The following is a 19852-nucleotide window of genomic DNA, read 5'->3' as shown; positions in this document are numbered from 1 at the left end:
TCTTCAATCAAGCATCAGACGTGACGGGGCGCGGGGAAAACCCCAGCGAAGCGGCTTGCCGCGGGAGCGCGGGCGCCCCATTCTAAGCCGCATGACCGCTCCCGCCAAGCTGACAGCGCTGCGTGACACCGGGGTTTGGATTTTCGACCTCGACAACACGCTCTACCCCGCCTCCTGCAACCTGTTCGCCCAGGTGGACCGCCGCATCAGCGAATTCATCGCCGAGCATTTCGGCATCCCCTTCGCCGAGGCGCGCGACCGCCAGAAGCGGTTCTTCCGCGACTACGGCACCACGCTGCGCGGCCTGATGAGCGAGCACGACGTCGATCCTGTCGCCTATATGGATTATGTCCATGACATCGACGTGGCCGGCGTCGAGCCGTCGGCGGTGCTGACCGGCGCGCTCGACCGGTTGCCCGGCCGCAAGATCATCTACACCAACGGCTCGGTCCGCCACGCCGAGAACGTCGCCGGCCGGCTCGGCATCCTCGACCGCTTCGAGGCCGTGTTCGACATCGCCGCCGCCGACTATGTGCCCAAGCCCGACCCCCGCCCCTACGCGACGCTGGTCGAACGGCACGGCATCGATCCCACCCGCGCCTGCATGGTCGAGGACATCGCCCGCAACCTCGTGCCCGCCCACGCGCTGGGGATGACCACCGTCTGGGTGCGCGGGGAGCTGGAGTACGAGAAGGCCGGGGTCGGAACCGGCACCCACATCGACCACAGCGTCGACGACCTGCCGGGTTGGCTCGCCGCCGTCGCCGACGCGGTGGATTGACGGGCGGCGCCTCCGGTTGACAGGCGGGCGGGCCGGCTCCATGGTGCGGTCCCCTGCCATTTTCGACAGCCGAACGACCGCGCCATGAGCCACGCCAGCCTGCAAGCCACCATCGACGCCGCCTGGGACAACCGGGACGGCCTGAGCACCGCCACCACCGGCGCCGTCCGCGAGGCGGTGGACGCGGCGCTGTCCGCCCTCGATTCCGGCGATCTGCGCGTCGCCGAGAAGACGGATGCCGGCTGGAAGGTCAACCAGTGGCTGAAGAAGGCGGTGCTGCTGTCCTTCCGCCTGAACGCCAACGAGATGATCCCCGGCGGCCCCGGCGGTTCCTCCTGGTACGACAAGGTGCCGCCGAAGTTCGACGGCTGGACCGAGGGGCAGTTCCAGGCCGCCGGCTTCCGCGCGCTGCCGGGCGCCATCGCCCGCAAGTCCTCCTACGTGGCACCCGGCGTCATCCTGATGCCGAGCTTCGTCAACGTCGGCGCCTACGTCGACAGCGGCACCATGGTCGACACCTGGGTCACCGTCGGCTCCTGCGCCCAGATCGGCAAGAACGTCCACCTGTCGGGCGGCGTCGGCATCGGCGGCGTGCTGGAGCCGTTGCAGGCCGATCCGGTCATCATCGAGGACAACTGCTTCATCGGCGCCCGGTCGGAGATCGTCGAGGGCGTGATCGTCGAGACCGGCGCGGTGGTGTCGATGGGCTGCTACATCGGCGCCTCGACCAAGATCATCGACCGCCACACCGGCGAGGTCTTCGTCGGCCGCGTCCCGGCCTATTCGGTGGTGGTCCCCGGCAACCTGCCCGGCAAGCCGCTGCCCGACGGCACCCCCGGCCCGAGCCTGTACTGCTGCGTCATCATCAAGCGCGTCGACGAGAAGACCCGCGCCAAGACCGCGATCAACGACCTGCTGCGCGACTGACGTCCGCCCTCCCCTCCCTCTCCCGATCCGGGGGAGGGGGATCCGGGCGAAGCCTCACACCACCGGACCATCCCATGACCATCGACGCCGTCGCCCTCGCCCAGGACCTGATCCGCTGCCCCAGCGTCACCCCGCGCGACGACGGCGCGCTGGGCGTGCTGGAGGCGGCGCTGACACCGCTGGGCTTCACCTGCCACCGCCTGCGCTTCGAGCAGGAGGGCACGGCGCCGGTCGAAAACCTCTACGCCCGGCTCGGCACCGAGGGGCCGAACTTCTGTTTCGCCGGCCACACCGACGTGGTGCCGCCGGGCGAGCTGAAGGGCTGGTCGATCGATCCCTTCGCCGCCGAGATCCACGACGGCAGGCTCTACGGCCGTGGCGCCGTGGACATGAAGGGCGCCATCGCCGCCTTCGTCGCCGCCGTCTCCCGCCATCTGGAGACGGAGGGCCGTCCCGCCGGCTCGATCAGCCTGCTGATCACCGGCGACGAGGAGGGGGTCGCCATCAACGGCACGAAGAAGGTGCTGGACTGGCTGGCGGCGCGCGGCGAGACGCTCGACGCCTGCGTGGTCGGCGAGCCGACCAACCCCAGGGCGCTCGGCGACATGATCAAGATCGGCCGGCGCGGCAGCCTGACCGGCTACCTGACCGTGCTCGGCGCCCAGGGCCACACCGCCTACCCGCATCTGGCCGACAACCCGCTGCCGCGTCTGGTGCGGATGCTGGCCGCCATCACCGAGAAGCCGATGGACGAGGGGACGGAGCATTTCCAGCCCTCCACGCTGGCGCTGACCACCATCGACGTCGGCAACCCGGCCAACAACGTCATCCCGGCGCAAGGGCGGGCGACCTTCAACATCCGCTTCAACGACGCCCACACCCCCGCCAGCATCGAGGCGTGGCTGCGCGGCTGCTTCGACGCGGTGGGCGGCGCCTACGAGCTGGACATCCATTGCTCCGGCGAATCCTTCCTGACCGCGCCCGGCCCGCTGACCGAACTGGTCGCCGACGCCATCGAGGGCGCCACCGGCCGCCGCCCGGAATATTCGACCACCGGCGGCACGTCGGACGCGCGCTTCATCAAGAATTTCTGCCCGGTGGTGGAGTTCGGGCTGGTCGGCCAGACCATGCACAAGGTGGACGAGCACACCGCCGTCGCCGACCTGACCGGCCTGACCGCGGTCTACGAGGCGATCCTCAAGGACGTGTTCAGCCGGCTGCCGACCTCCCGGCCCCCGGCCGGTTGAGCCGGCCGATGCCGCTGACCGCCGCCGCCATCCTCACGGCGCTGACCGGCGCCTACCGGCTCGCCCGCTTCGACCGCAGCGGTATGGACCTCATCGACCGCACGCCGGAAGGGGCGCTCGCCTCCTTCTACGCGGCGGTGGTGGTGCTGCCCGGCTACGCGCTGCTGCTGGCGATCCGGCTGTGGGATCAGGTCGGGGACACGCCGCTGCTTCAGGTGCTGACGGTCGAATCCATCGCCTATGTGGTGAGCTGGACCGCCTTCCCGCTGGCGCTGCACCGGATCGCGCTTCTGATGGGCAAGGCCGAGCGCTATCCGGGCGCGGTCGCCGCCTACAACTGGTCGTCGGTCATCCAGATGACGGTCTATCTGCCGGTGATGGTGCTGTCCGCCACCGGCCTGCTGCCGGCCTTCCTGGCCGAGGGGCTGGTCTTCGGCGTGATGATGGCGATGCTGACCTACCAGTGGTTCGTGCTGCGGACGGCGCTGGACCTCTCCGGTCTCGCCGCCGCCGCGCTGGTGATGGTCGACCTGTTCCTGTCGGCGACGATCACCGACTTCGCCGACGGGTTGCTGTAGAGGGACCCGAGTTGGCCAGAGCCGGTCAGACCGGCGCCGTGCCGCTCTTCATCAGGGTGTAGGCGTAGCTGTCGACCAGCGCCTCGGTGGACGCCTCGATGATGTTGGTGGAGACGCCCAGCGTCGACCATTCCGCCCCGTCCAGCCCGGCCGAACGGATCAGCACGCGCGGCATCGCCCCGGTGCCGTCCTTGGCCGCCAGGATGCGGACCCGGTAGTCGGACAGGCTGACCTTCCTCAGCACCGGATAGGCCGGCTCCAGCGCCTTGCGCATGGCCATGTCGAGCGCGTGGACCGGACCGTTGCCCTCCGCCACCTCCAGCCGGATCTCGTTGCCGACCCTGACGCGGACCACCGCCTCCGATTCCACCACCAGCTTGCCGACCGCGTTGTAGCGGCGCTCGTCGGTGACGTGGAAGCGCAGCAGCTCGAAATAGCGCGACACCCCGCCCGTTTCCCCGGCACCCAGCTCGCGGCGGACCAGCAGCTCGAAGCTGGCCTCGGCGGTGTCGTAGGCGTAGCCGTCGCTGTCGCGCTGCTTCACCAGATCGAGCAGGCGGGTCAGCCGCTCGTCCCTCGGGTCGATGTCGAGCCCGATGTCGCGCAGCCGCGCGATGATGTTCGAGCGTCCGGCCTGGTCCGACATGACGATCTGCCGGCGGTTGCCCACCGCCTCGGGCGCGACATGCTCGTAGGAGGCCGGATCCTTCTCCACCGCCGAGACGTGCAGCCCGCCCTTGTGGGCGAAGGCGCTGGAACCGACATAGGGTGCGTGGCGGTTGGGCGCGCGGTTCAGCCGCTCGTCGAAGGAGCGGCTGAGCTGGGTCAGCAGCGGCAGATCCCCGGGGCGGATGCCGGTCTCATACCCCATCTTCAGCATCAGCGACGGGATCAGCGAGACGAGGTTGGCGTTGCCGCAGCGCTCGCCCAGCCCGTTGATGGTGCCCTGCACCATGCGCGCCCCGGCCCGCACCGCCGCCAGCGAGTTGGCGACCGCGTTCTCGGTGTCGTTGTGGCAGTGGATGCCGAGACGGTCGCCGGGAATGCCGTGCTCGGCGATCACCGCGCGGACGATGGCCTCAACCTCGTGCGGCAGCGTGCCGCCGTTGGTGTCGCACAGCACGATCCAGCGGGCGCCGGCCTGGAAGGCGGCCTTGACGCATTGGACGGCGTAGGCCGGGTTGCGCTTGTAGCCGTCGAAGAAATGCTCGGCGTCGAACAGCGCCTCGCCCTTGGCGGCGTGCAGCGCGGCGATGCTGTCGCGGATCAGCTCGAGGTTTTCCTCGCGCGGGATGCCGAGCGCCACGTCGACGTGGAAGTCCCAGGTCTTGCCGACCATGCAGACCGCCTTGGCGCGCGACTGCGCCAGCGCCGTCAGCTGCGGGTCGTTGGCGGCGCTGCGGCCGGGACGGCGGGTCATGCCGAAGGCGGTGAAGGTGGCGCGGCCGAGGTCCGGCGCCACGGCGAAGAACTGGTCGTCGGTCGGGTTGGCGCCGGGCCAGCCGCCCTCGATGTAGTCGATGCCGAGACGGTCCAGCTCCTGGGCAATCGCGATCTTGTCGGCGACCGAGAAATCCACGTCCTGGGTCTGCGCGCCGTCGCGCAGGGTGGTGTCGTACAGATAGATGCGTTCGCCCGTCATAACCGCCTGACCCGATGCCTTGGGGGAGCGTTCCGCCCCTGGGAAAGGCCGGAGAATGGACGATGCGGCGCGCCGGCTCAACGGTTTTGACAAGAAACTTGCGGGACGGAGGGTGTTTTCGCAACGGATCGGTCGGGGTGGGACACATGGCCTCACCCCTCCAGCCGCTCCCGCTCGGCCTCGAACACCGCCACGATCGGCTCCATCACCGCGCGGACGCGCGGAACATCCTTGCGGTCACGGTGGACCAGCAGCCACGCCTCGCGGGTCAACGGCGGCCCCGGCAGGGGCCGGCGCTCCAGCCCCGCCACGCCCTCGGCCAGCAGGCAGGGCAGGAAGGCCATGCCGAAGCCGGCGACCGCCGCCGCCAGCTGCCCCTGGACGCTGTTGGTGCGCAGCGCCACCCGCCGGCCGCCGCCATGACGGGCGAGCCACCGCGCCTCCGGCAGGTCGGCCAGCGTCTCGTCATAGGCGATCAGCGCGTCGGGCGCATCGGGAGCGGCGTAGAGTCCATAGCCCAGCGTGGCGAGCCGCCGGCCGATCAGCTCGCCCTGCTGCGGGCGGGCCAGCCGGATCGCCAGATCGGCCTCGCGCCGGGCGAGGCTGAGCACCCGGTTGTCGGTGATGATCTCCAGGTCGAGGCCGGGATGCGCCGCGCGCAGCGGCCCCAGCCGGGGGATCAGGAAACGGTCGGCCAGCGCCTGGGTCATGGTCAGGCGCACCAGCCCGCTCAGCCCGCCGCCGCTCCCCTCCCCCTGCCCTTCCCGCCGCCGGATGGCCAGCGCCGCCTCGTCCATCGCCTCGGCCAGCGCCCGCGCCGCCTCGCCGTCGCCGGTCAGGACGTAGCCGTCGGGACGGCGTTCCATCAGCGTGCGACCGAGCGCCGCCTCCAGCGCGGCCAGCCGACGCCCCACCGTCGCGTGGCTGAGCCGCAGGCTCCGCGCCGCCGCCGACAGGCTGCCGGCGCGGGCCAGTTCGAGGAAGACCCGCAGATCGTCCCAATCCAGGGCCCAATCGGGGGGCGCTGTTCGTTTTTGATCAGCCATCGCACGAGAATAGCGGATTCCGGTCCATCGATGAACCGGGCAGGATCGCATCCGACCCAACCGGCAACCCAAGCGACGGAGCCGCCCATGTCCACCCCGAAGACCCTGCTGCAACTGTCCGGCGCGCCGTTGCACCCCGCCCCGCTCGACAAGGCGGCGCTGCTGCTGATCGACTTCCAGCGCGAGTACACCGACGGCGCCCTGCCGCTGCCCGGCGCCGAAACCGCCATCGCCGAGGCGGCGTCGCTGCTGGCGCTGGCCCGCGCGAAGGGCGTGCCGGTGGTCCATGTCGTCCATCACGGAGCGGCGGGCGGCGCGCTGTTCAACCCGGAAGGCCCCCTCTCGGCCATCGTCCCGGCGCTGGCTCCGCTGGACGGCGAGGCGGTGGTGGTGAAGAAGGCGGCCAACGCCTTCGCCGGCACCGCGTTGCAGGACAGGCTGCGGGAGACCGGGCGGACGGAGCTGATCGTCGCCGGCTTCATGACTCACAACTGCGTCGGCAGCACCGTGCGGGCGGCCGTCGATCTCGGCTGGCGCAACACGGTGGTGGCGGCGGCCACCGGAACCCGCGACCTGCCGGACGGCGTCGGCGGCGTGGTCCCGGCGGCGGTCCTCAACCGCGCCGAGCTGGCGGGGCTGGGCGACCGGATGGCGGTGATCGTCGAGACCACCGCCGCCTGGAGCTGAGGCGAGGCCGAACGCCTACTTCTTCACGGCCTTCCAATAGGTGTTGGTGTCGAAGCTCGGCCCCCACACCATGCCGGAGACGTTGGTCCGCTCGGCGATGACCTCGGTCTGCTGGAACATGATGACGAAGGGCGATTCGGCCAGCACCCTGCGCTGGAGATCCTGGTAGATCGCCGCGCGCTTGGCCGCGTCGCTCTCGATCACCGCCGAGGCGGTGATCTTCGTCAGCTCCGGAATGTCCCAGGCGTTGCGCCAGGCCAGCGGCTTGGACTTGGCGTTGTCGCCGTTGTCGGGGTTGGAGGCGAAGGTCTCGGCGTTGGTGTGCGGATCCTGGTAGTCGGCGCCCCATTGCTGGATCATCAGGTCGTGGTTGCGCGCCCGGTACTTGGTCAGCACCTGTTTGCCGTCGCCGGGGATGATGTCGATCCTGACCCCGGCGGCGGCGGCGCTCGCCTGGATCGCCTGGGCCATGTCCTGGGTGGGCGTGGTGTTGCGCATGTCCAGCGTCACCGTGAAGCCGTCCGGCAGCCCCGCCTTGGCCAGCAGCTCCTTCGCCTTGGCCGGGTCGTAACGGTAGGGGTTCTCGTCGAGCGCGCCGAGGAAGCCCTTGGGCAGGAAGGTCTGGTGGATGGTGCCCTGGCCGTTCATGATGGTCCTGCCCATCCCCTCATAGTCCACGAGGTGCTTCATCGCCTCGCGCACCTCGGGCTTGGCCAGCACCGGGTTCTTCTGGTTCAGGCTGAGGTACCACAGCGTGCCCTTGGGCGACTGCACCAGCCGGACGGCGCTGTTTCCCTTCAGCGGCTCGAACTGCTCCGGCTTCAGGTTGCGGGCGATGTCGATGTCGCCCTTTTCCAGCAGCAGGCGCTGGGTCGCCGGCTCGGCGATCTGGCGGATCAGCACGCGCTTCAGCGCCGGGGCGCCGCGCCAGTATTTCGGGTTGGCGTCGAGCATCAGCAGTTCGCTCGCCTTCCACTGCCGCAGCGAGAAGGGGCCGGAACCGGCCGAGTTGTTCCTCAGCCAGGCAGAGCCGAAATCGCCGTCCTTCTCCTTGCTCCGCAGCAGCTTGGAATCGACCACCGAGGCGACGTCGGCGGTCAGGCAGTAGAGGACGAAGGTCGGGGCGTAGGTCTGGTCGGTGGTGAAGACCAGCGTGCGCGGGTCGGTCGCGCTGACCATCGCGTCGACGTTGTCGGGCGTCAGGCCGAATTGGCCGAGGATGAAGGCCGGCCCCTTGTTCATCTTGACGGCGCGGCGGAAGGAGTAGGCGACGTCCTCGGCGGTCAGCGGGTTGCCGGAATGGAACGTGATGCCGTCGCGGATTTTGAAGGTGAAGGTCTTGCCGTCGGGGGAGACGGTCCAGCTCTCGGCGACCTCGCCCTCGATCCGGCTGACGTCGTTGACGTCGAAATGGATCAGCCGGTCATAGACCTGAGCGCTGTACTCGGCGCCCGACAGCTCGAAGATCTCGGCGGGGTCGAGCCCGACGATGTCGTCGAACTGCCACGCCATCACCAGCGAGTCCTTCGGCGTGTCGGCAACGGCCGGCGCCGTCAGCGCGGTCGTGAGCGCCGTGGCGGCGAGGACGAGAGCGGCGGCACCGAGCAGGCCGTGTTTGAAGCGGAGCATCCCTGACGTCTCCCGAGCGGGGTTTTCGTTGGCGCGCGGCAGTGTGCGCACCCGAAAGCATCCCGCGCGGTTCCCCGCCCGTCAAGCCGGCCAAGAAGCCTGTTTCCCGTCGGCGACGGGCGGGAAACAGGACGGCGCCGGCTCCGCTCAGACCAGCTCCGCGTCCTTCTCGGCGATGACCTTGTCGATCGCCGCGCGCTCGGCGGCGGTCATGCGCAGGCTGGCGCTCTTCAACTGGCCGCAGGCGGCCATGATGTCCTCGCCGCGCGGGGTGCGCACCGGGCTGGCGTAGCCGGCGTTGTTCACGATGTCGCCGAAGACCTGGATCGCCCGGTCGGTCGAGCGCTCGTAGGGGGCGCCCGGCCAGGGGTTGAAGGGGATCAGGTTGATCTTCGCCGGCACGCCCTCCAGCAGCCGGACCAGCGCGCGGGCGTCGGCCGGGCTGTCGTTGATGCCCTTCAGCATCACATACTCGAAGGTGATGCGCCGGGCGTTGGACAGGCCGGGATAGTCGCGGCAGGCCGCCATCAGTTCGCTCAACGGGTACTTCTTGTTGATCGGCATGATGACGTCGCGCAGCTCGTCGGTCACCGCGTGCAGGCTGACCGCGAGGTTGACGTTCAGCTCCTCGCCGCAGCGCCGCATCGCCGGGACGACGCCCGAGGTCGAGAGCGTGATGCGCCGCTTGGAGATCGAGATGCCGTCGCCGTCCATGACGATCTTCAGCGCCTTGGCGACGTTCTCGTAATTGAACAGCGGCTCGCCCATGCCCATCATGACGATGTTGGACAGCATGCGCCCGTCCGGCGGCGCCGGCCATTCGCCCAGCATGTCGCGGGCCAGCATCACCTGCGCCAGGATCTCCGACGAATCGAGGTTGCGCACCAGACGCTGCGTGCCGGTGTGGCAGAAACGGCAGGTGAGCGTGCAGCCGACCTGCGAGGAGACGCAGAGCGTGCCGCGGTCCTCCTCGGGGATATGGACGCTCTCCACCTCCTGCCCGTCCGGCATGCGCAGCAGCCATTTCCGGGTGCCGTCGGCCGACTTCAGATCCTTGACGACCGTCGGGCGCGCGATGACGTGGCTGTCGGCGAGCTTCTCGCGCACCGGCTTGGCCAGCGTGGTCATCACCGCGAAGTCGGTGGCGCCACGGTGGTAGATCCAGTGCCAGAGCTGGCGGGCCCGGAACTTCTCCAGGCCGATGGACTGCATTTCGGCTTCCAGCTCTTCGCGGGACAGACCGACGAGGTTCTTCCGGCCGTCGGCGTCAGCGGCCGGCAGGGCGAAGGCGGTGGCATGATTGAGGGCGCTCATGGCCCCCTAAATAGGGCCATGAGGCGCAAGAGTCAAAAGACCAAGTGAGGAACTGCGGCTCCCCACCCTCGAAGCCTCGGAAGGCGCCGGTCAGCGCTTCACGTTGCAGGCCTGGTTGATCGCGTCGTAGGCCTGGGCGAGGCCGTCCAGGCTGTAGGTGTCGGTGGTCTTGGTGCCGCGGCCGGAGACCCCCTTGACGACCATCGGCTTGCCCTTGGCGTCGCGCATGGCGGCCGTCACCGCCTTGTCGGTGTCGGAGTCGCGCGCCCAGGCGGTCTCGCCGTCGGTGAACAGCTTGAAGGATTTGCCGGCGACGTCCAGCACCGTCTCGCTCTCCTTCTTGAAGGGATAGCCGGCGATGAAGCTGACGACGTCCAGCGTCTTTTCCGTCGGACGGTGGGTGACCAGCACATAGACGTCGCCGCGCTTGGCCGCCGCCGGCTCCTTCTTCTTGGGCTGGCTGGAGATGTAGCAGACCTTGCTGCCCTTCTCCTCGAACGCGAAGGCGTTCCAATCCTTGAAGGTGCCGAGAAGACGGGGGTCGGCGGCGCCCGCCGGGCCGGCGATCACCAGGAGGGAGGCGGCGAGGACCAGGGCGGCCCCGGCGGTGCGGCGGATGGCGCGGAAAGGCAGCATCGTTTTGCGACAGCTCGTTGGTGTTCCGTGGGTCGGGCGGACACTACCGCAAACCGGCGCGGCTTTCCAAGGGCGCCTCGCAGGTTCCGCCGCCGGCCCGCGCGATTGTGTCGCGGCTGTAACCAAGTCCTCAGGTTTTTTGTGTGATCCGGACGGCGGGGGGTTGCGTACCAACGCATGATGCGAGACACCGCCCGGCGCGGCGGGGAATGGACGAATTCGGCATAGGAGGGTGGATCATGGAGATCCCCATCTTGTGCGGCGGCGTCCGTTGCCCTTGAATGGAGGAATGCAGGACACGCATTCCCCCATGGCCGACACGGCCCCGAGTCTTGAGGATCTGCTCGTCGCCGTCGGGCGCGAGCAGGACCGTCTGGCGTTCGGGGCGCTGTTCGGCCATTTCGCGCCGCGGCTGAAGACGTATCTGCGCCGGCTGGGATGCGAATCCGGCGCAGCCGAGGAGCTTGTGCAGGAGGTCATGCTGTTGGTCTGGCGACGCGCCGAAACCTACGATCCGGCCCAGGCGTCGGCCAGCACCTGGGTGTTCACCATCGCCCGCAACAAGCGGGTCGATTCGCTGCGCCGCGAGCAGCGGCCGGAGATCGACCCCAGCGACCCCGCGCTCGTCCCCGAACCGGACGAGCCGGCCGACCGGCGGGTGGAGGCGCGCCAAAGCAACGACCGGCTGCGCGCCGCCCTGAAGGATTTGCCGCCCGAACAGGCGGAGTTGCTGCGGATGGCCTATTTCGAGGACAAGCCGCACAGCGTGATCTCCGCCGAGCACGGCATCCCGCTCGGCACCGTGAAGTCACGCCTGCGTCTGGCGATGGACCGCCTGCGCAAGGCTCTGAGGGATGTCGCATGAGCCTGCCCAGCCACCATCCCGGCGATACCCTGCTGATCGATTACGCGGGCGGCGCCCTGTGCGAGGGCGCCTCGCTGGTCGTCGCCACCCACATGGCCTTCTGCCCCTGCTGCCGCCGCATGGTCGGCGAGATGGAGGCGGTGGGCGGCGCCCTGCTCGACGATCTGGAGCCCGATACCGTCTCGCCCGACTGCCTGGACGCGCTGCTCGCCCGCATCGACCGGGACACGTCCCAGCGCCCGCCCCCCTGCCGGCCGGCCCTCCAGCCTCCGCCCCACCACCCGACCGCCGTGCGGCCAACCATTCCCGAACCGCTGCGCGGCTATCTCGGCGGCGGTCTGGAGGGCAAGCGCTGGCGTTTCCTGCAACCCGGCATGACCGTCATCGATCTGCGGACCGGCTCCAGCGCGGTCACCCGTCTGGTCCGCATGAAGGGCGGCGTCGCCGTGCCTCAGCACACCCATGGCGACATCGAGCTGACCGTGGTGCTGGAAGGCGGCTTCTCCGACGAGTTGGGATCCTTCCAGCCGGGCGACATCGCCATCGGCGACCCGTCCATCGAGCACCGGCCGGTGGCCGATCCGGAGGGCTGCCTGTGCCTGTCCGCGACGATCGGCGGCCTGCGCCTGACCGGGCCGATCGGGCGCATCCTCAACCGCTTCATGGATTTCTGACTCGGGACCGGGTGGGGCCGCTCACGCGCCCCACCCTGCCCATCCCCGACCTCCCTGCTTCGCGGGAAAGGGGACGCCGTCACGCCGTCGCGGGCAACCGGCCGTCGCGGGCGCGCATCAGCGCCCACACCACCGACACGCCCAGCAGTTTCGAGGCGAGGCTCGCGGCCCAGACGCCCGGATCCCAGATGTCCAGCATGCCGAAGAACAGCGCGGTGTCGACCGGCACCGACAGGGCGGCGCTCAGCCACAGCCGGTCGCGCAAGGGGCGCTTGGTGACGGTGAAGACCGCCCAGTCGATCAGCTCCGACACGGCGAAGGCGGCGACGCTGGCGGTGGCGACGAAGGGATCGGCCAGCAGGGTCGACAGCAGGGTGCCGACCAGCATGGCGGCGAGCGACCAGTGGCCGAAACGCACCTGCACCATGTCGCGCAGGACGAAGATCAGACCGGCCCAGCAGGACCAGACGAGGTCGAGGTGCGGGAACAGGCTGAAGGCGTAGTTGATGGCAAGAATGCTGCCAATGTAGGCGACGAGCCAGATCATGTCCAAGATCCTCCGGAAGCGGCCCGCGGCAATACGGGCGCCGATGACCGGAGCAGACCCCGCGTGAATGCGAGCGCCCCGAAGCCGCCTGTCCTAACAGATCGGACCGGAGGATTGAAGCGGGGGAGCTGGCGAAAGACGCGGATAAACACGGATGTCGCCGACTTCCGCCCATCCGTGGACGGGCGGAACCCGCATTCCTGTTCATCCGTGCCTTACGGAACCCACCGGCCCGGCCCCCGGATCACAGCGCCTGGGCGCGCCCGCCGAACAGCGCGCGCAGCTTGCGCCCGATCAGGCCGCCCAGCATGCCCGGACCGCCGTCGCCCTTCGGGAACCAGCCGGGATCCTCGGCCTGGAAGCGCCGGATCACGATGACGAAGGCGTCGACCACGCGCGGGTCGAAATCACGCCCCGACCGTTCGACGACCCAGGCGATGGCCTGCTCCACCGTCCAGGCGCCGCGGTACTGCCGGCTGGTGATCAGCGCGTCGAACACGTCGGCCACCGCCATGATCCGGGCGCCGATCGGAATGGCGTCGCCCTTCAGCCCCTCCAGATAGCCCGACCCGTCGTAGCGCTCGTGGTGGTAGCGCGCGATCTCCGCCGCGATGGACAGCAGCGAGCGTCCGCGCAGGGGGAGCGCCGCCTCCGACAGGATGCGGTGGCCGATCTCGGTGTGGCGCTGGATCGCCTGCATGTCGTTGATGGCGAGTTCGCCCGGCATGCCCAGCGTCTGATCCGACACGCTCAGCATGCCGACGTCGTGCAGCAGGGCGGCCAGCCCGACCTTCTCGACATAGTCGGCGTCCAGCTCGCTGCCGAACTGGCCGCGCCGCATCAGCTCGCGGGCAATCTCGCCGACCAGCCGCTCGATGCGCTGGAGATGGCCCGACGCCGCGTTGTCCTTGTATTCGGCAAGCGAACCCATGGCGAGCACCGTCGCCTTCTGCGAGGTGTTCAGCTCCTCGAACAGCAGGGCGTTCTCGAAGGCGATCGAGCATTTGTTGCGGAACAGCTCCAGCAGCTGCCACTCGCGCGCCGTGCCGTCGTTGCGGCCCTCGACGTAGATCATGCCGGTGATGCCGCCGTTGGCGCGCAGGCGCAGCGCGCAAAAGTCCGGCTCGACGATGGTTTCACTGCTCGGCGACAGCCGTTCCAGCGCCGCCTCGACCCGTGCCTCGCCAAGCGCCCCGACCTCGACGTCCTTCCATTTGGCGAAGCGGCCGGTCGAGGCGCGCACGCGGATCCTGCGGTCGCGCGGCAGCGTGTCGCCCTGGATGCACAGCAGCGCGTGGTGTCCGATGCCGAGCAGCCCGACGACGCGCGGCAGGATGTTGGGGAACAGGGTGTCCGGCGTGCGCAGCTCCAGCAGGCCGGTCGTCGCCACCAGCATGCGGGCCAGCCCCTTGCGCCCGGCCGCCAGCGCCTGGAGGCTGGCGAAGGTGCGCAGTTGTCCGACCACAGCGGTGCGCAGCGCGCGGGCGGTCAACCCCGCCTTGGCGCGGTAGTCGCCGACGTCGTTGTCGGCGATCACCTCCTCCTCGCCGACCGCGTCGGGGTGCGCCGTGCAGACGACGATGCGGGTGCGCTGGTTGCCGAGATCCTGGCGGATGTGGGCGACGAGATCGAGCCCGGCCCGCTCCGTCTCCAACACGATCTCCAGCAGGATCAGCGCGATGTCGGGGTGGTCGTACAGCGTCTCGCGCGCCTCGGCGGCCGTGGCGGCGCCGATCGCCTCGACGCCGGCCCCCTCGACGGTGACGCCCCGCACGGCCTCGCGCGCCATCGCCAGCAACGCGGGATCGCCGTCGACGACGAGGATCTTGAAGGGCGCCTTGGCGGGCGTGGGGGAATTGGCCTCTTCCGGCCGGGCGTCGTCGTGGAGCATGGATTTTCCGAGGCTTTTGCGCGCGCCGGTCGCGCGCAAAACAAAAAATACCCGCGCCAGACCACTCATTCAACCGTTGTCGGTTCGCCCACGAAGCGTTGCCCGCGTTACGGCGCCGCAGCCTCCACTCTTTCGGGCGTGTCCGGCCCCTCTCCATCCACGGGCGCCAACTTGAGCCCCTCTCCCCGAGGGAGAAGGGCTTCGTGGGCGGAAGGGCGTGTCCGCCCCAACGAAAAAGGCCGCTCCCCGACGGGAAGCGGCCTTCTCCTTACTCTCACCCGGTCATCGGTGCCCCCGCCCCTCCCCCGCCGTGGCGGAGAAGGGCCGGAAGCCGTCCGATCACTCGTCGTTCTGCTGCTTGCGCTTCAGAGCGGCGCCCAGGATGTCGCCCAGCGAAGCACCCGAGTCGGACGAACCATACTCGGCCATCGCCTGCTTCTCCTCCTCCATCTCGCGGGCCTTGATGGACAGCGAGATGCGGCGGGAGCCGCGGTCAATCTGGGTGACCTTGGCGTCGACCTTCTCGCCGACGGCGAAACGGTCCGGGCGCTGTTCGGCGCGGTCGCGGGACAGGTCCGACTTGCGGATGAAGCCGGTGTAGCCCTCGCCGACGGTGACTTCGATGCCGCCGTCCGTCACCTGCGTCACGGTGCAGGTCACGACCTCGTTCTTCTTCAGGCCGGCCGTGGCCGACTCGAAGGGATCGCTGGCCAGCTGCTTGATGCCGAGGCTGATGCGCTCCTTCTCGACGTCGACGTCGAGAACCTTGACCTTGACGCGGTCGCCCTTCTTGAACTCGGCGATCGCCTCTTCACCCGACTTGTTCCAGTCGAGATCGGACATGTGCACCATGCCGTCGATGTCGCCCGGCAGGCCGACGAACAGACCGAACTCGGTGATGTTCTTGACTTCGCCTTCCAGCTCGGTGCCCGGACCGAACTTGTCGGTGAAGGTCTCCCACGGGTTGTCCAGGCACTGCTTCAGGCCGAGGCTGATGCGGCGCTTCTGCGGATCGACGTCCAGGACCATGACCTCGACTTCCTGCGAAGTCGACACGATCTTGCCCGGATGGACGTTCTTCTTGGTCCAGGACATTTCCGAGACGTGGACCAGGCCCTCGATCCCCGGCTCCAGCTCCACGAAGGCGCCGTAGTCGGTGATGTTGGTGACGCGGCCCTTGAACTTGGCGCTGACCGGGTACTTGGCTTCGACGCCTTCCCACGGATCTGCCTCCAGCTGCTTCATGCCGAGGCTGATGCGCTGGGTCTCGGGGTTGAAGCGGATGACCTGGACCGTGACGGTCTGGCCGATCTGCAGGGCCTCCGACGGGTGGTTGATGCGGCGCCACGCGATGTCGGTGACGTGCAGCAGGCCGTCGACGCCACCCAGATCCACGAACGCGCCGTAGTCGGTGATGTTCTTGACGACACCCTGGAGGATCTGGCCTTCCTTGAGGTTGGCCACCAGCTCCGAACGGGCCTCCGCACGGCTCTCCTCGAGCACGGCGCGGCGCGACACGACGATGTTGCCGCGCGAGCGGTCCATCTTCAGGATCTGGAAGGGCTGCGGGGTGCCCAGCAGCGGCGAGATGTCGCGGACCGGACGGATGTCGACCTGCGAACCCGGCAGGAAGGCGACGGCGCCCGACAGGTCGACCGTGAAGCCGCCCTTGACGCGACCGAAGATCACGCCGGTGACGCGGCTCTGGTCGGTGAAGGACTTCTCCAGCAGCGCCCAGGCTTCCTCGCGCTTCGCCTTCTCACGGCTCAGCATCGCCTCGCCGTTCTTGTCTTCCATCCGCTCGAGGTAGACCTCGACGGTGTCGCCCGCCTTCAGCTCGGGCGGCTGGCCGGCGACGGCGAATTCCTTCAGCGCGACGCGGCCTTCCGACTTCAGGCCGACGTCGATGGTGACCATGTCGTTCTCGACGGCGACGACGCGTCCCTTGACGACCGTGCCTTCGAGCGACTCGGCCGCGCCCAGCGACTCATCCAACAGAGCCGCGAAGCTTTCCTTTTCGACCGTGCGAGCCAGTGCTTGTGCCATTGAAACTCCTAAAGGTGGCGCAAAAGCGGCCCCGTTCCGGTCCCATCCGCGGCAATACGGGTGGGACCTCGACCGAACCGCCGCGCCGGGCACCACGCCCGGCGACTTGGTTGATGGTTTTCCGTGGAGGATGTCCGGCCTCTCCGCGCCCAACCGACCGGTGCGGAGCCGTTCCGGCGGTTACGCCGTTGGCCGCAATCCGGTCTTGGAGCCGATGTGCGCGACCGCCCGTGCGAACACCTCGTCGGCGTCGAGAGCGGAGGTATCAAGCACAAAAGCGTCGGCAGCCGGACGGAGCGGGGCCACCGCTCTCTGGCTGTCGCGCGCGTCACGAGCCTTCATGTCCTCCAGGACGTCGGACGGTATAGCGGGAATCCCCCGATTCCGCAACTCCTTGAGTCGGCGCTCGGCCCGGACCTCCACCGAAGCGGTAACGAACAGCTTGGCGTCGGCCTCGGGGCAGACCACCGTGCCGATGTCGCGCCCGTCGAGCACGGAGCCCGGCGCGCCGCCCGGCGGGTGCTGGGTGAAGCGGCGCTGGAAGTCGAGCAGCGCGGCGCGCACCTCCGGCACCGCGGCGACCTTGCTGGCGGCCTGGGCCGCCGCGTCGGTGCGCAGCTCGACCTCGCGCAGGATCGGGTGGTCGGGGTCGAGCGCGTAGGCGGCCCGTGCGGCGGCGGCGTTGTCGGCCGGGTCGCCGCCGGCGCGCAGCACCGAGACGCCGACCGCGCGGTACAGCACCCCGGTGTCGAGATGCGCCAGCCCGAAGGCGTCGGCGATGCGCTGGGACAGCGTGCCCTTGCCGCTGGCGGCCGGGCCGTCGATGGCGATGACCACCGGGTTCGTCCTGCTCATCGCCTCAAACCTCGTCGATCCGGGCGCCCAGCCCGTTCATCAGCGCCGAGAAGCCGGGGAAGCTGGTCTCGATGAAGGCGCCGTCATCGACCTGGATCGGTTCGGCGGACGCCGTGCCGAGCACCAGGAAGCTCATGGCGATGCGGTGGTCCATGGCGGTGGCGACGGTCGCCCCGCCCTTCGGCGCGCCGCCGGTCCCGTGAACGGTCAGGCTGTCGTCGGCGCCGACCTCGACCGAGACGCCGCAGCGGGTCAGCCCCTCGGCGACCATGGCGAGGCGGTCGCTCTCCTTCACCCGCAGTTCCTTGAGGCCGAGCATCACCGTGGTGCCCTCGGCGCAGGCGGCGGCGGCGGCCAGCACCGGATACTCGTCGATCATGCTGGGCGCGCGGTCGGCGGGAACCACGACCCCCTTCAGGCGGCCGTGGCGGACCCGCAGGTCGGCCACCGGCTCGCCGGCCTGGTCGCGGCGGTTCTCGAAAGCGATGTCGGCGCCCATCTCGACCAGCGTGTCGAACAGGCCGGTGCGGCGCGGGTTCATGCCGACGTCGTTCAGCAGCACCTCCGAGCCCGGCCGCAGCAGGGCGGCGACCACCGGGAAGGCGGCGGAGCTGGGGTCGGACGGCACATGGATGGTGCGGCCGGTCAGCTCCGGCTGGCCGACGACGGTGACGGCGAGCGCGCCGTCCTCCAACCGCTCGGTGGTGACGGTGGCGCCGAAATGGCGCAGCATCAGCTCGGTGTGGTCGCGGGTCGGCTCGGCCTCGATCACCGTGGTGGCGCCGGGGGTGTTGAGGCCGGCGAGGATGATCGCCGACTTGACCTGGGCCGAGGCCACCGGCAGCCGGTAGGTGATCGGGGTCATCGCGTCGCTGCCGACGACGGTCAGCGGCAGCCGCCCGCCGGAGCGCCCGACGAAGCGCGCGCCCATCTGCTCCAGCGGCGTGGTGACGCGGGCCATCGGCCGCTTGTTCAGCGAGGCGTCGCCGGTGAACACGCAGGTGATCGGGTGGGCGGCGACCAAGCCCATCAGCAGCCGCGCGGCGGTGCCGCTGTTGCCCATGTCGAGCACCTGCGCCGGCTCCGCCAGCGCGCCGAGCCCGACGCCGCGCACCCGCCAGACGCCGTCGGCGTCGCGCTCCGCCTGGGCGCCGAGCAGGCGCATCGATGCTGCGGTGTGCAGCACGTCCTCGCCCTCCAGCAGGCCGTGGATCACGGTCTCGCCGACCGCGACGGCGCCCAGCATCAGCGACCGGTGCGAGATCGACTTGTCGCCCGGCACGCGGATGGTGCCCTTGAGCGCACCGGTGGACGACGAGCGCAGCGGCTTTGCCTGCGACATGGGATTAGGCCCTCGGACATGGAAACGGACTGGGTCGGAGGTACCTAGCACAGGGGCGTGCGCGATGCGAGGGGATGCGCCCGGCCGGTTCGGCGGCGCCAAGGGCGGCCGAAACGAAAAGGGCCGTCCGAAGACGGCCCCGAGTTCAAGGAGGAAACCAAATGGAGGAGTTGCACGGTGTGCGGCTTCTGTTTTAGCGGTTTATGGTTAACAATAAATAAAGATGGCCGCTGTCCGGAGGGCATGCTCCATCGCCCGCCCCGGCGTCGGCGGAACCTTCCGGCGCCCCGCTTTCCCACCGCCTTGCCGCCGCCCCGCGATCGGAGAACCGGCGGGGAACCGGCAAGGAAAACGGCGCTCTTGGGCTCATCATCTTTTTTTTGACAAGCGCTCGCCGTCATGGCAAAGGGCGCCACTTGAGAATCCCTGAAATGTGTGACGGAGGACGTGGCGTGGCCAAACCCGAATGGGGCGTCAAGCGCATCTGCCCGAGCTGTGGCGCTCGCTATTACGACATGCGCAAGGACCCGCCGGTCTGCCCAAGCTGCGGCGCGCAGTTCGATCCCGAGGCGCTGCTGAAGTCCCGCAAGGCCCGTCCGGCCCCGGCTGACGACACCAAGAAGGCCGCCGTCGTCGAGGACGAGGATGCCGAGAGCGAAACCGAGGACAGCGAGGCGGCGGAACTCGAAGGCTCCGACGACGAGGTGTCGGTCGAGGACATCGAGGAGGCCGACGACGCCGAGGACGAGGACGACGTCCTGATCGAGGACACGTCCGAACTGGGCGAGGACGACATGGACGAGGTCGTCGACGTCGAGGGCGAGGACGAGGAGGAGCGGTAACACCGCTTTTTGCGGTGGTTGCGGGTGGCTGGAGAAAAAACGGCGACGCTTCGAATTTTTCGCTTGCATCGCATTGGCTCCTGGCTAATATCCCGCTCCACCGACGCCGGGCGGAAACGACCGGCTCCCAGAGTTCCGGGGCCATAGCTCAGCTGGGAGAGCGCTACAATGGCATTGTAGAGGTCAGGAGTTCGATCCTCCTTGGCTCCACCAAATAAAAACGAGGGTCCAGCTGGAAACGGCTGGGCCCTCGTTTTTGTTCGTGCGGCGCCGGCAGACAACAGACCGGCGCTTCCCCAGCCC

Annotated in this window: 18 protein-coding genes and 1 tRNA gene; 9 read left to right on the top strand and 10 right to left on the bottom strand. The window is 69.2% G+C overall.

The annotated features are described in order from the left end of the window. The first annotated feature begins 91 nt into the window (after positions 1–91). The 4 genes from JN22_RS22190 to JN22_RS22175 all read left to right on the top strand — a co-directional run bounded on the left by JN22_RS22190 (position 92) and on the right by JN22_RS22175 (position 3533). Complete coding sequence (locus JN22_RS22190) at positions 92–781, top strand: pyrimidine 5'-nucleotidase (RefSeq protein WP_085555983.1); 690 nt, start codon at positions 92–94, stop codon at positions 779–781. Between the two features lie 84 nt (positions 782–865). Beyond that, the gene (gene dapD / locus JN22_RS22185) at positions 866–1708 is read left to right on the top strand and encodes a 2,3,4,5-tetrahydropyridine-2,6-dicarboxylate N-succinyltransferase (protein ID WP_085555982.1); all 843 of its coding nucleotides are present in this window, start codon (positions 866–868) and stop codon (positions 1706–1708) included. A gap of 74 nt (positions 1709–1782) precedes the next feature. Then, a complete protein-coding gene (gene dapE / locus JN22_RS22180; RefSeq protein ID WP_085555981.1) occupies positions 1783–2955 on the top strand; it encodes a succinyl-diaminopimelate desuccinylase in 1173 nt (390 codons plus the stop codon). Positions 2956–2963: 8 nt separating this feature from the next. After that, complete coding sequence (locus JN22_RS22175; RefSeq protein WP_085555980.1) at positions 2964–3533, top strand: hypothetical protein; 570 nt, start codon at positions 2964–2966, stop codon at positions 3531–3533. Between the two features lie 25 nt (positions 3534–3558). Here the strand turns inward: JN22_RS22175 and cimA are convergent, their stop codons facing one another. Then, positions 3559–5175, bottom strand: a complete 1617-nt coding sequence (cimA, locus tag JN22_RS22170) for a citramalate synthase (protein ID WP_085555979.1) — start codon at positions 5173–5175, stop codon at positions 3559–3561. Positions 5176–5327: 152 nt separating this feature from the next. Continuing rightward, entirely contained in the window at positions 5328–6221 is an 894-nt protein-coding gene (locus JN22_RS22165) for a LysR family transcriptional regulator (RefSeq protein ID WP_085555978.1), read from the bottom strand. Positions 6222–6308: 87 nt separating this feature from the next. On the opposite strand from JN22_RS22165, the gene JN22_RS22160 reads away from it, so the two are divergent. Beyond that, entirely contained in the window at positions 6309–6908 is a 600-nt protein-coding gene (locus JN22_RS22160; RefSeq protein ID WP_085555977.1) for an isochorismatase family protein, read from the top strand. Between the two features lie 15 nt (positions 6909–6923). Here JN22_RS22160 and JN22_RS22155 read toward each other — a convergent pair whose 3' ends face one another. The 3 genes from JN22_RS22155 to JN22_RS22145 all read right to left on the bottom strand — a co-directional run bounded on the left by JN22_RS22155 (position 6924) and on the right by JN22_RS22145 (position 10487). Then, positions 6924–8537, bottom strand: a complete 1614-nt coding sequence (locus JN22_RS22155; protein WP_085555976.1) for an ABC transporter substrate-binding protein — start codon at positions 8535–8537, stop codon at positions 6924–6926. A 147-nt stretch (positions 8538–8684) separates the two neighbouring features. Next, on the bottom strand, positions 8685–9851 hold the full coding sequence (rlmN, locus tag JN22_RS22150) for a 23S rRNA (adenine(2503)-C(2))-methyltransferase RlmN (protein ID WP_085555975.1): 1167 nt from the start codon (positions 9849–9851) through the stop codon (positions 8685–8687). A 90-nt stretch (positions 9852–9941) separates the two neighbouring features. Beyond that, a complete protein-coding gene (locus JN22_RS22145) occupies positions 9942–10487 on the bottom strand; it encodes an invasion associated locus B family protein (protein WP_085555974.1) in 546 nt (181 codons plus the stop codon). Positions 10488–10776: 289 nt separating this feature from the next. Here JN22_RS22145 and JN22_RS22140 point away from each other — a divergent pair, with 289 nt between their 5' ends. Together JN22_RS22140 and JN22_RS22135 are read left to right on the top strand one after the other, a co-directional pair. Continuing rightward, positions 10777–11352 (top strand): sigma-70 family RNA polymerase sigma factor, encoded by a 576-nt coding sequence (locus JN22_RS22140; protein ID WP_085555973.1) that lies wholly within the window; start codon positions 10777–10779, stop codon positions 11350–11352. After that, complete coding sequence (locus JN22_RS22135; protein ID WP_085555972.1) at positions 11349–12026, top strand: ChrR family anti-sigma-E factor; 678 nt, start codon at positions 11349–11351, stop codon at positions 12024–12026. The genes JN22_RS22140 and JN22_RS22135 overlap by 4 nt, the downstream gene beginning before the upstream one ends. Before the next feature lie 79 nt (positions 12027–12105). Here JN22_RS22135 and JN22_RS22130 read toward each other — a convergent pair whose 3' ends face one another. The 5 genes from JN22_RS22130 to aroA all read right to left on the bottom strand — a co-directional run bounded on the left by JN22_RS22130 (position 12106) and on the right by aroA (position 18707). Then, complete coding sequence (locus JN22_RS22130) at positions 12106–12573, bottom strand: preQ0 transporter (RefSeq protein ID WP_085555971.1); 468 nt, start codon at positions 12571–12573, stop codon at positions 12106–12108. A gap of 244 nt (positions 12574–12817) precedes the next feature. Then, entirely contained in the window at positions 12818–14464 is a 1647-nt protein-coding gene (locus tag JN22_RS22125) for an HD domain-containing phosphohydrolase (protein WP_085555970.1), read from the bottom strand. A 339-nt stretch (positions 14465–14803) separates the two neighbouring features. Beyond that, positions 14804–16510, bottom strand: a complete 1707-nt coding sequence (rpsA, locus tag JN22_RS22120) for a 30S ribosomal protein S1 (RefSeq protein WP_085555969.1) — start codon at positions 16508–16510, stop codon at positions 14804–14806. Between the two features lie 180 nt (positions 16511–16690). Further along, positions 16691–17347: a (d)CMP kinase gene (gene cmk, locus JN22_RS22115; protein ID WP_085557290.1), complete on the bottom strand. Its 657-nt coding sequence runs from the start codon at positions 17345–17347 to the stop codon at positions 16691–16693. Positions 17348–17369: 22 nt separating this feature from the next. Then, positions 17370–18707: a 3-phosphoshikimate 1-carboxyvinyltransferase gene (gene aroA / locus JN22_RS22110; RefSeq protein WP_085555968.1), complete on the bottom strand. Its 1338-nt coding sequence runs from the start codon at positions 18705–18707 to the stop codon at positions 17370–17372. 452 nt (positions 18708–19159) lie between these two features. Here aroA and JN22_RS22105 point away from each other — a divergent pair, with 452 nt between their 5' ends. Further along, positions 19160–19549 carry a TIGR02300 family protein gene (locus tag JN22_RS22105; RefSeq protein WP_085555967.1) on the top strand — a complete coding sequence of 130 codons (390 nt, stop codon included), beginning with the start codon at positions 19160–19162 and terminating at the stop codon, positions 19547–19549. A 137-nt stretch (positions 19550–19686) separates the two neighbouring features. Next, positions 19687–19762 (top strand) — tRNA-Ala (locus tag JN22_RS22100). Positions 19763–19852: the final 90 nt, after the last annotated feature.

The sequence above is a fragment of the Azospirillum agricola genome (assembly GCF_020005195.1).
Classification (GTDB): domain Bacteria; phylum Pseudomonadota; class Alphaproteobacteria; order Azospirillales; family Azospirillaceae; genus Azospirillum; species Azospirillum agricola.
The sequence above is the reverse complement of the archived record's forward strand: the minus strand, read 5'-3'. Positions and strand labels throughout refer to the sequence as shown.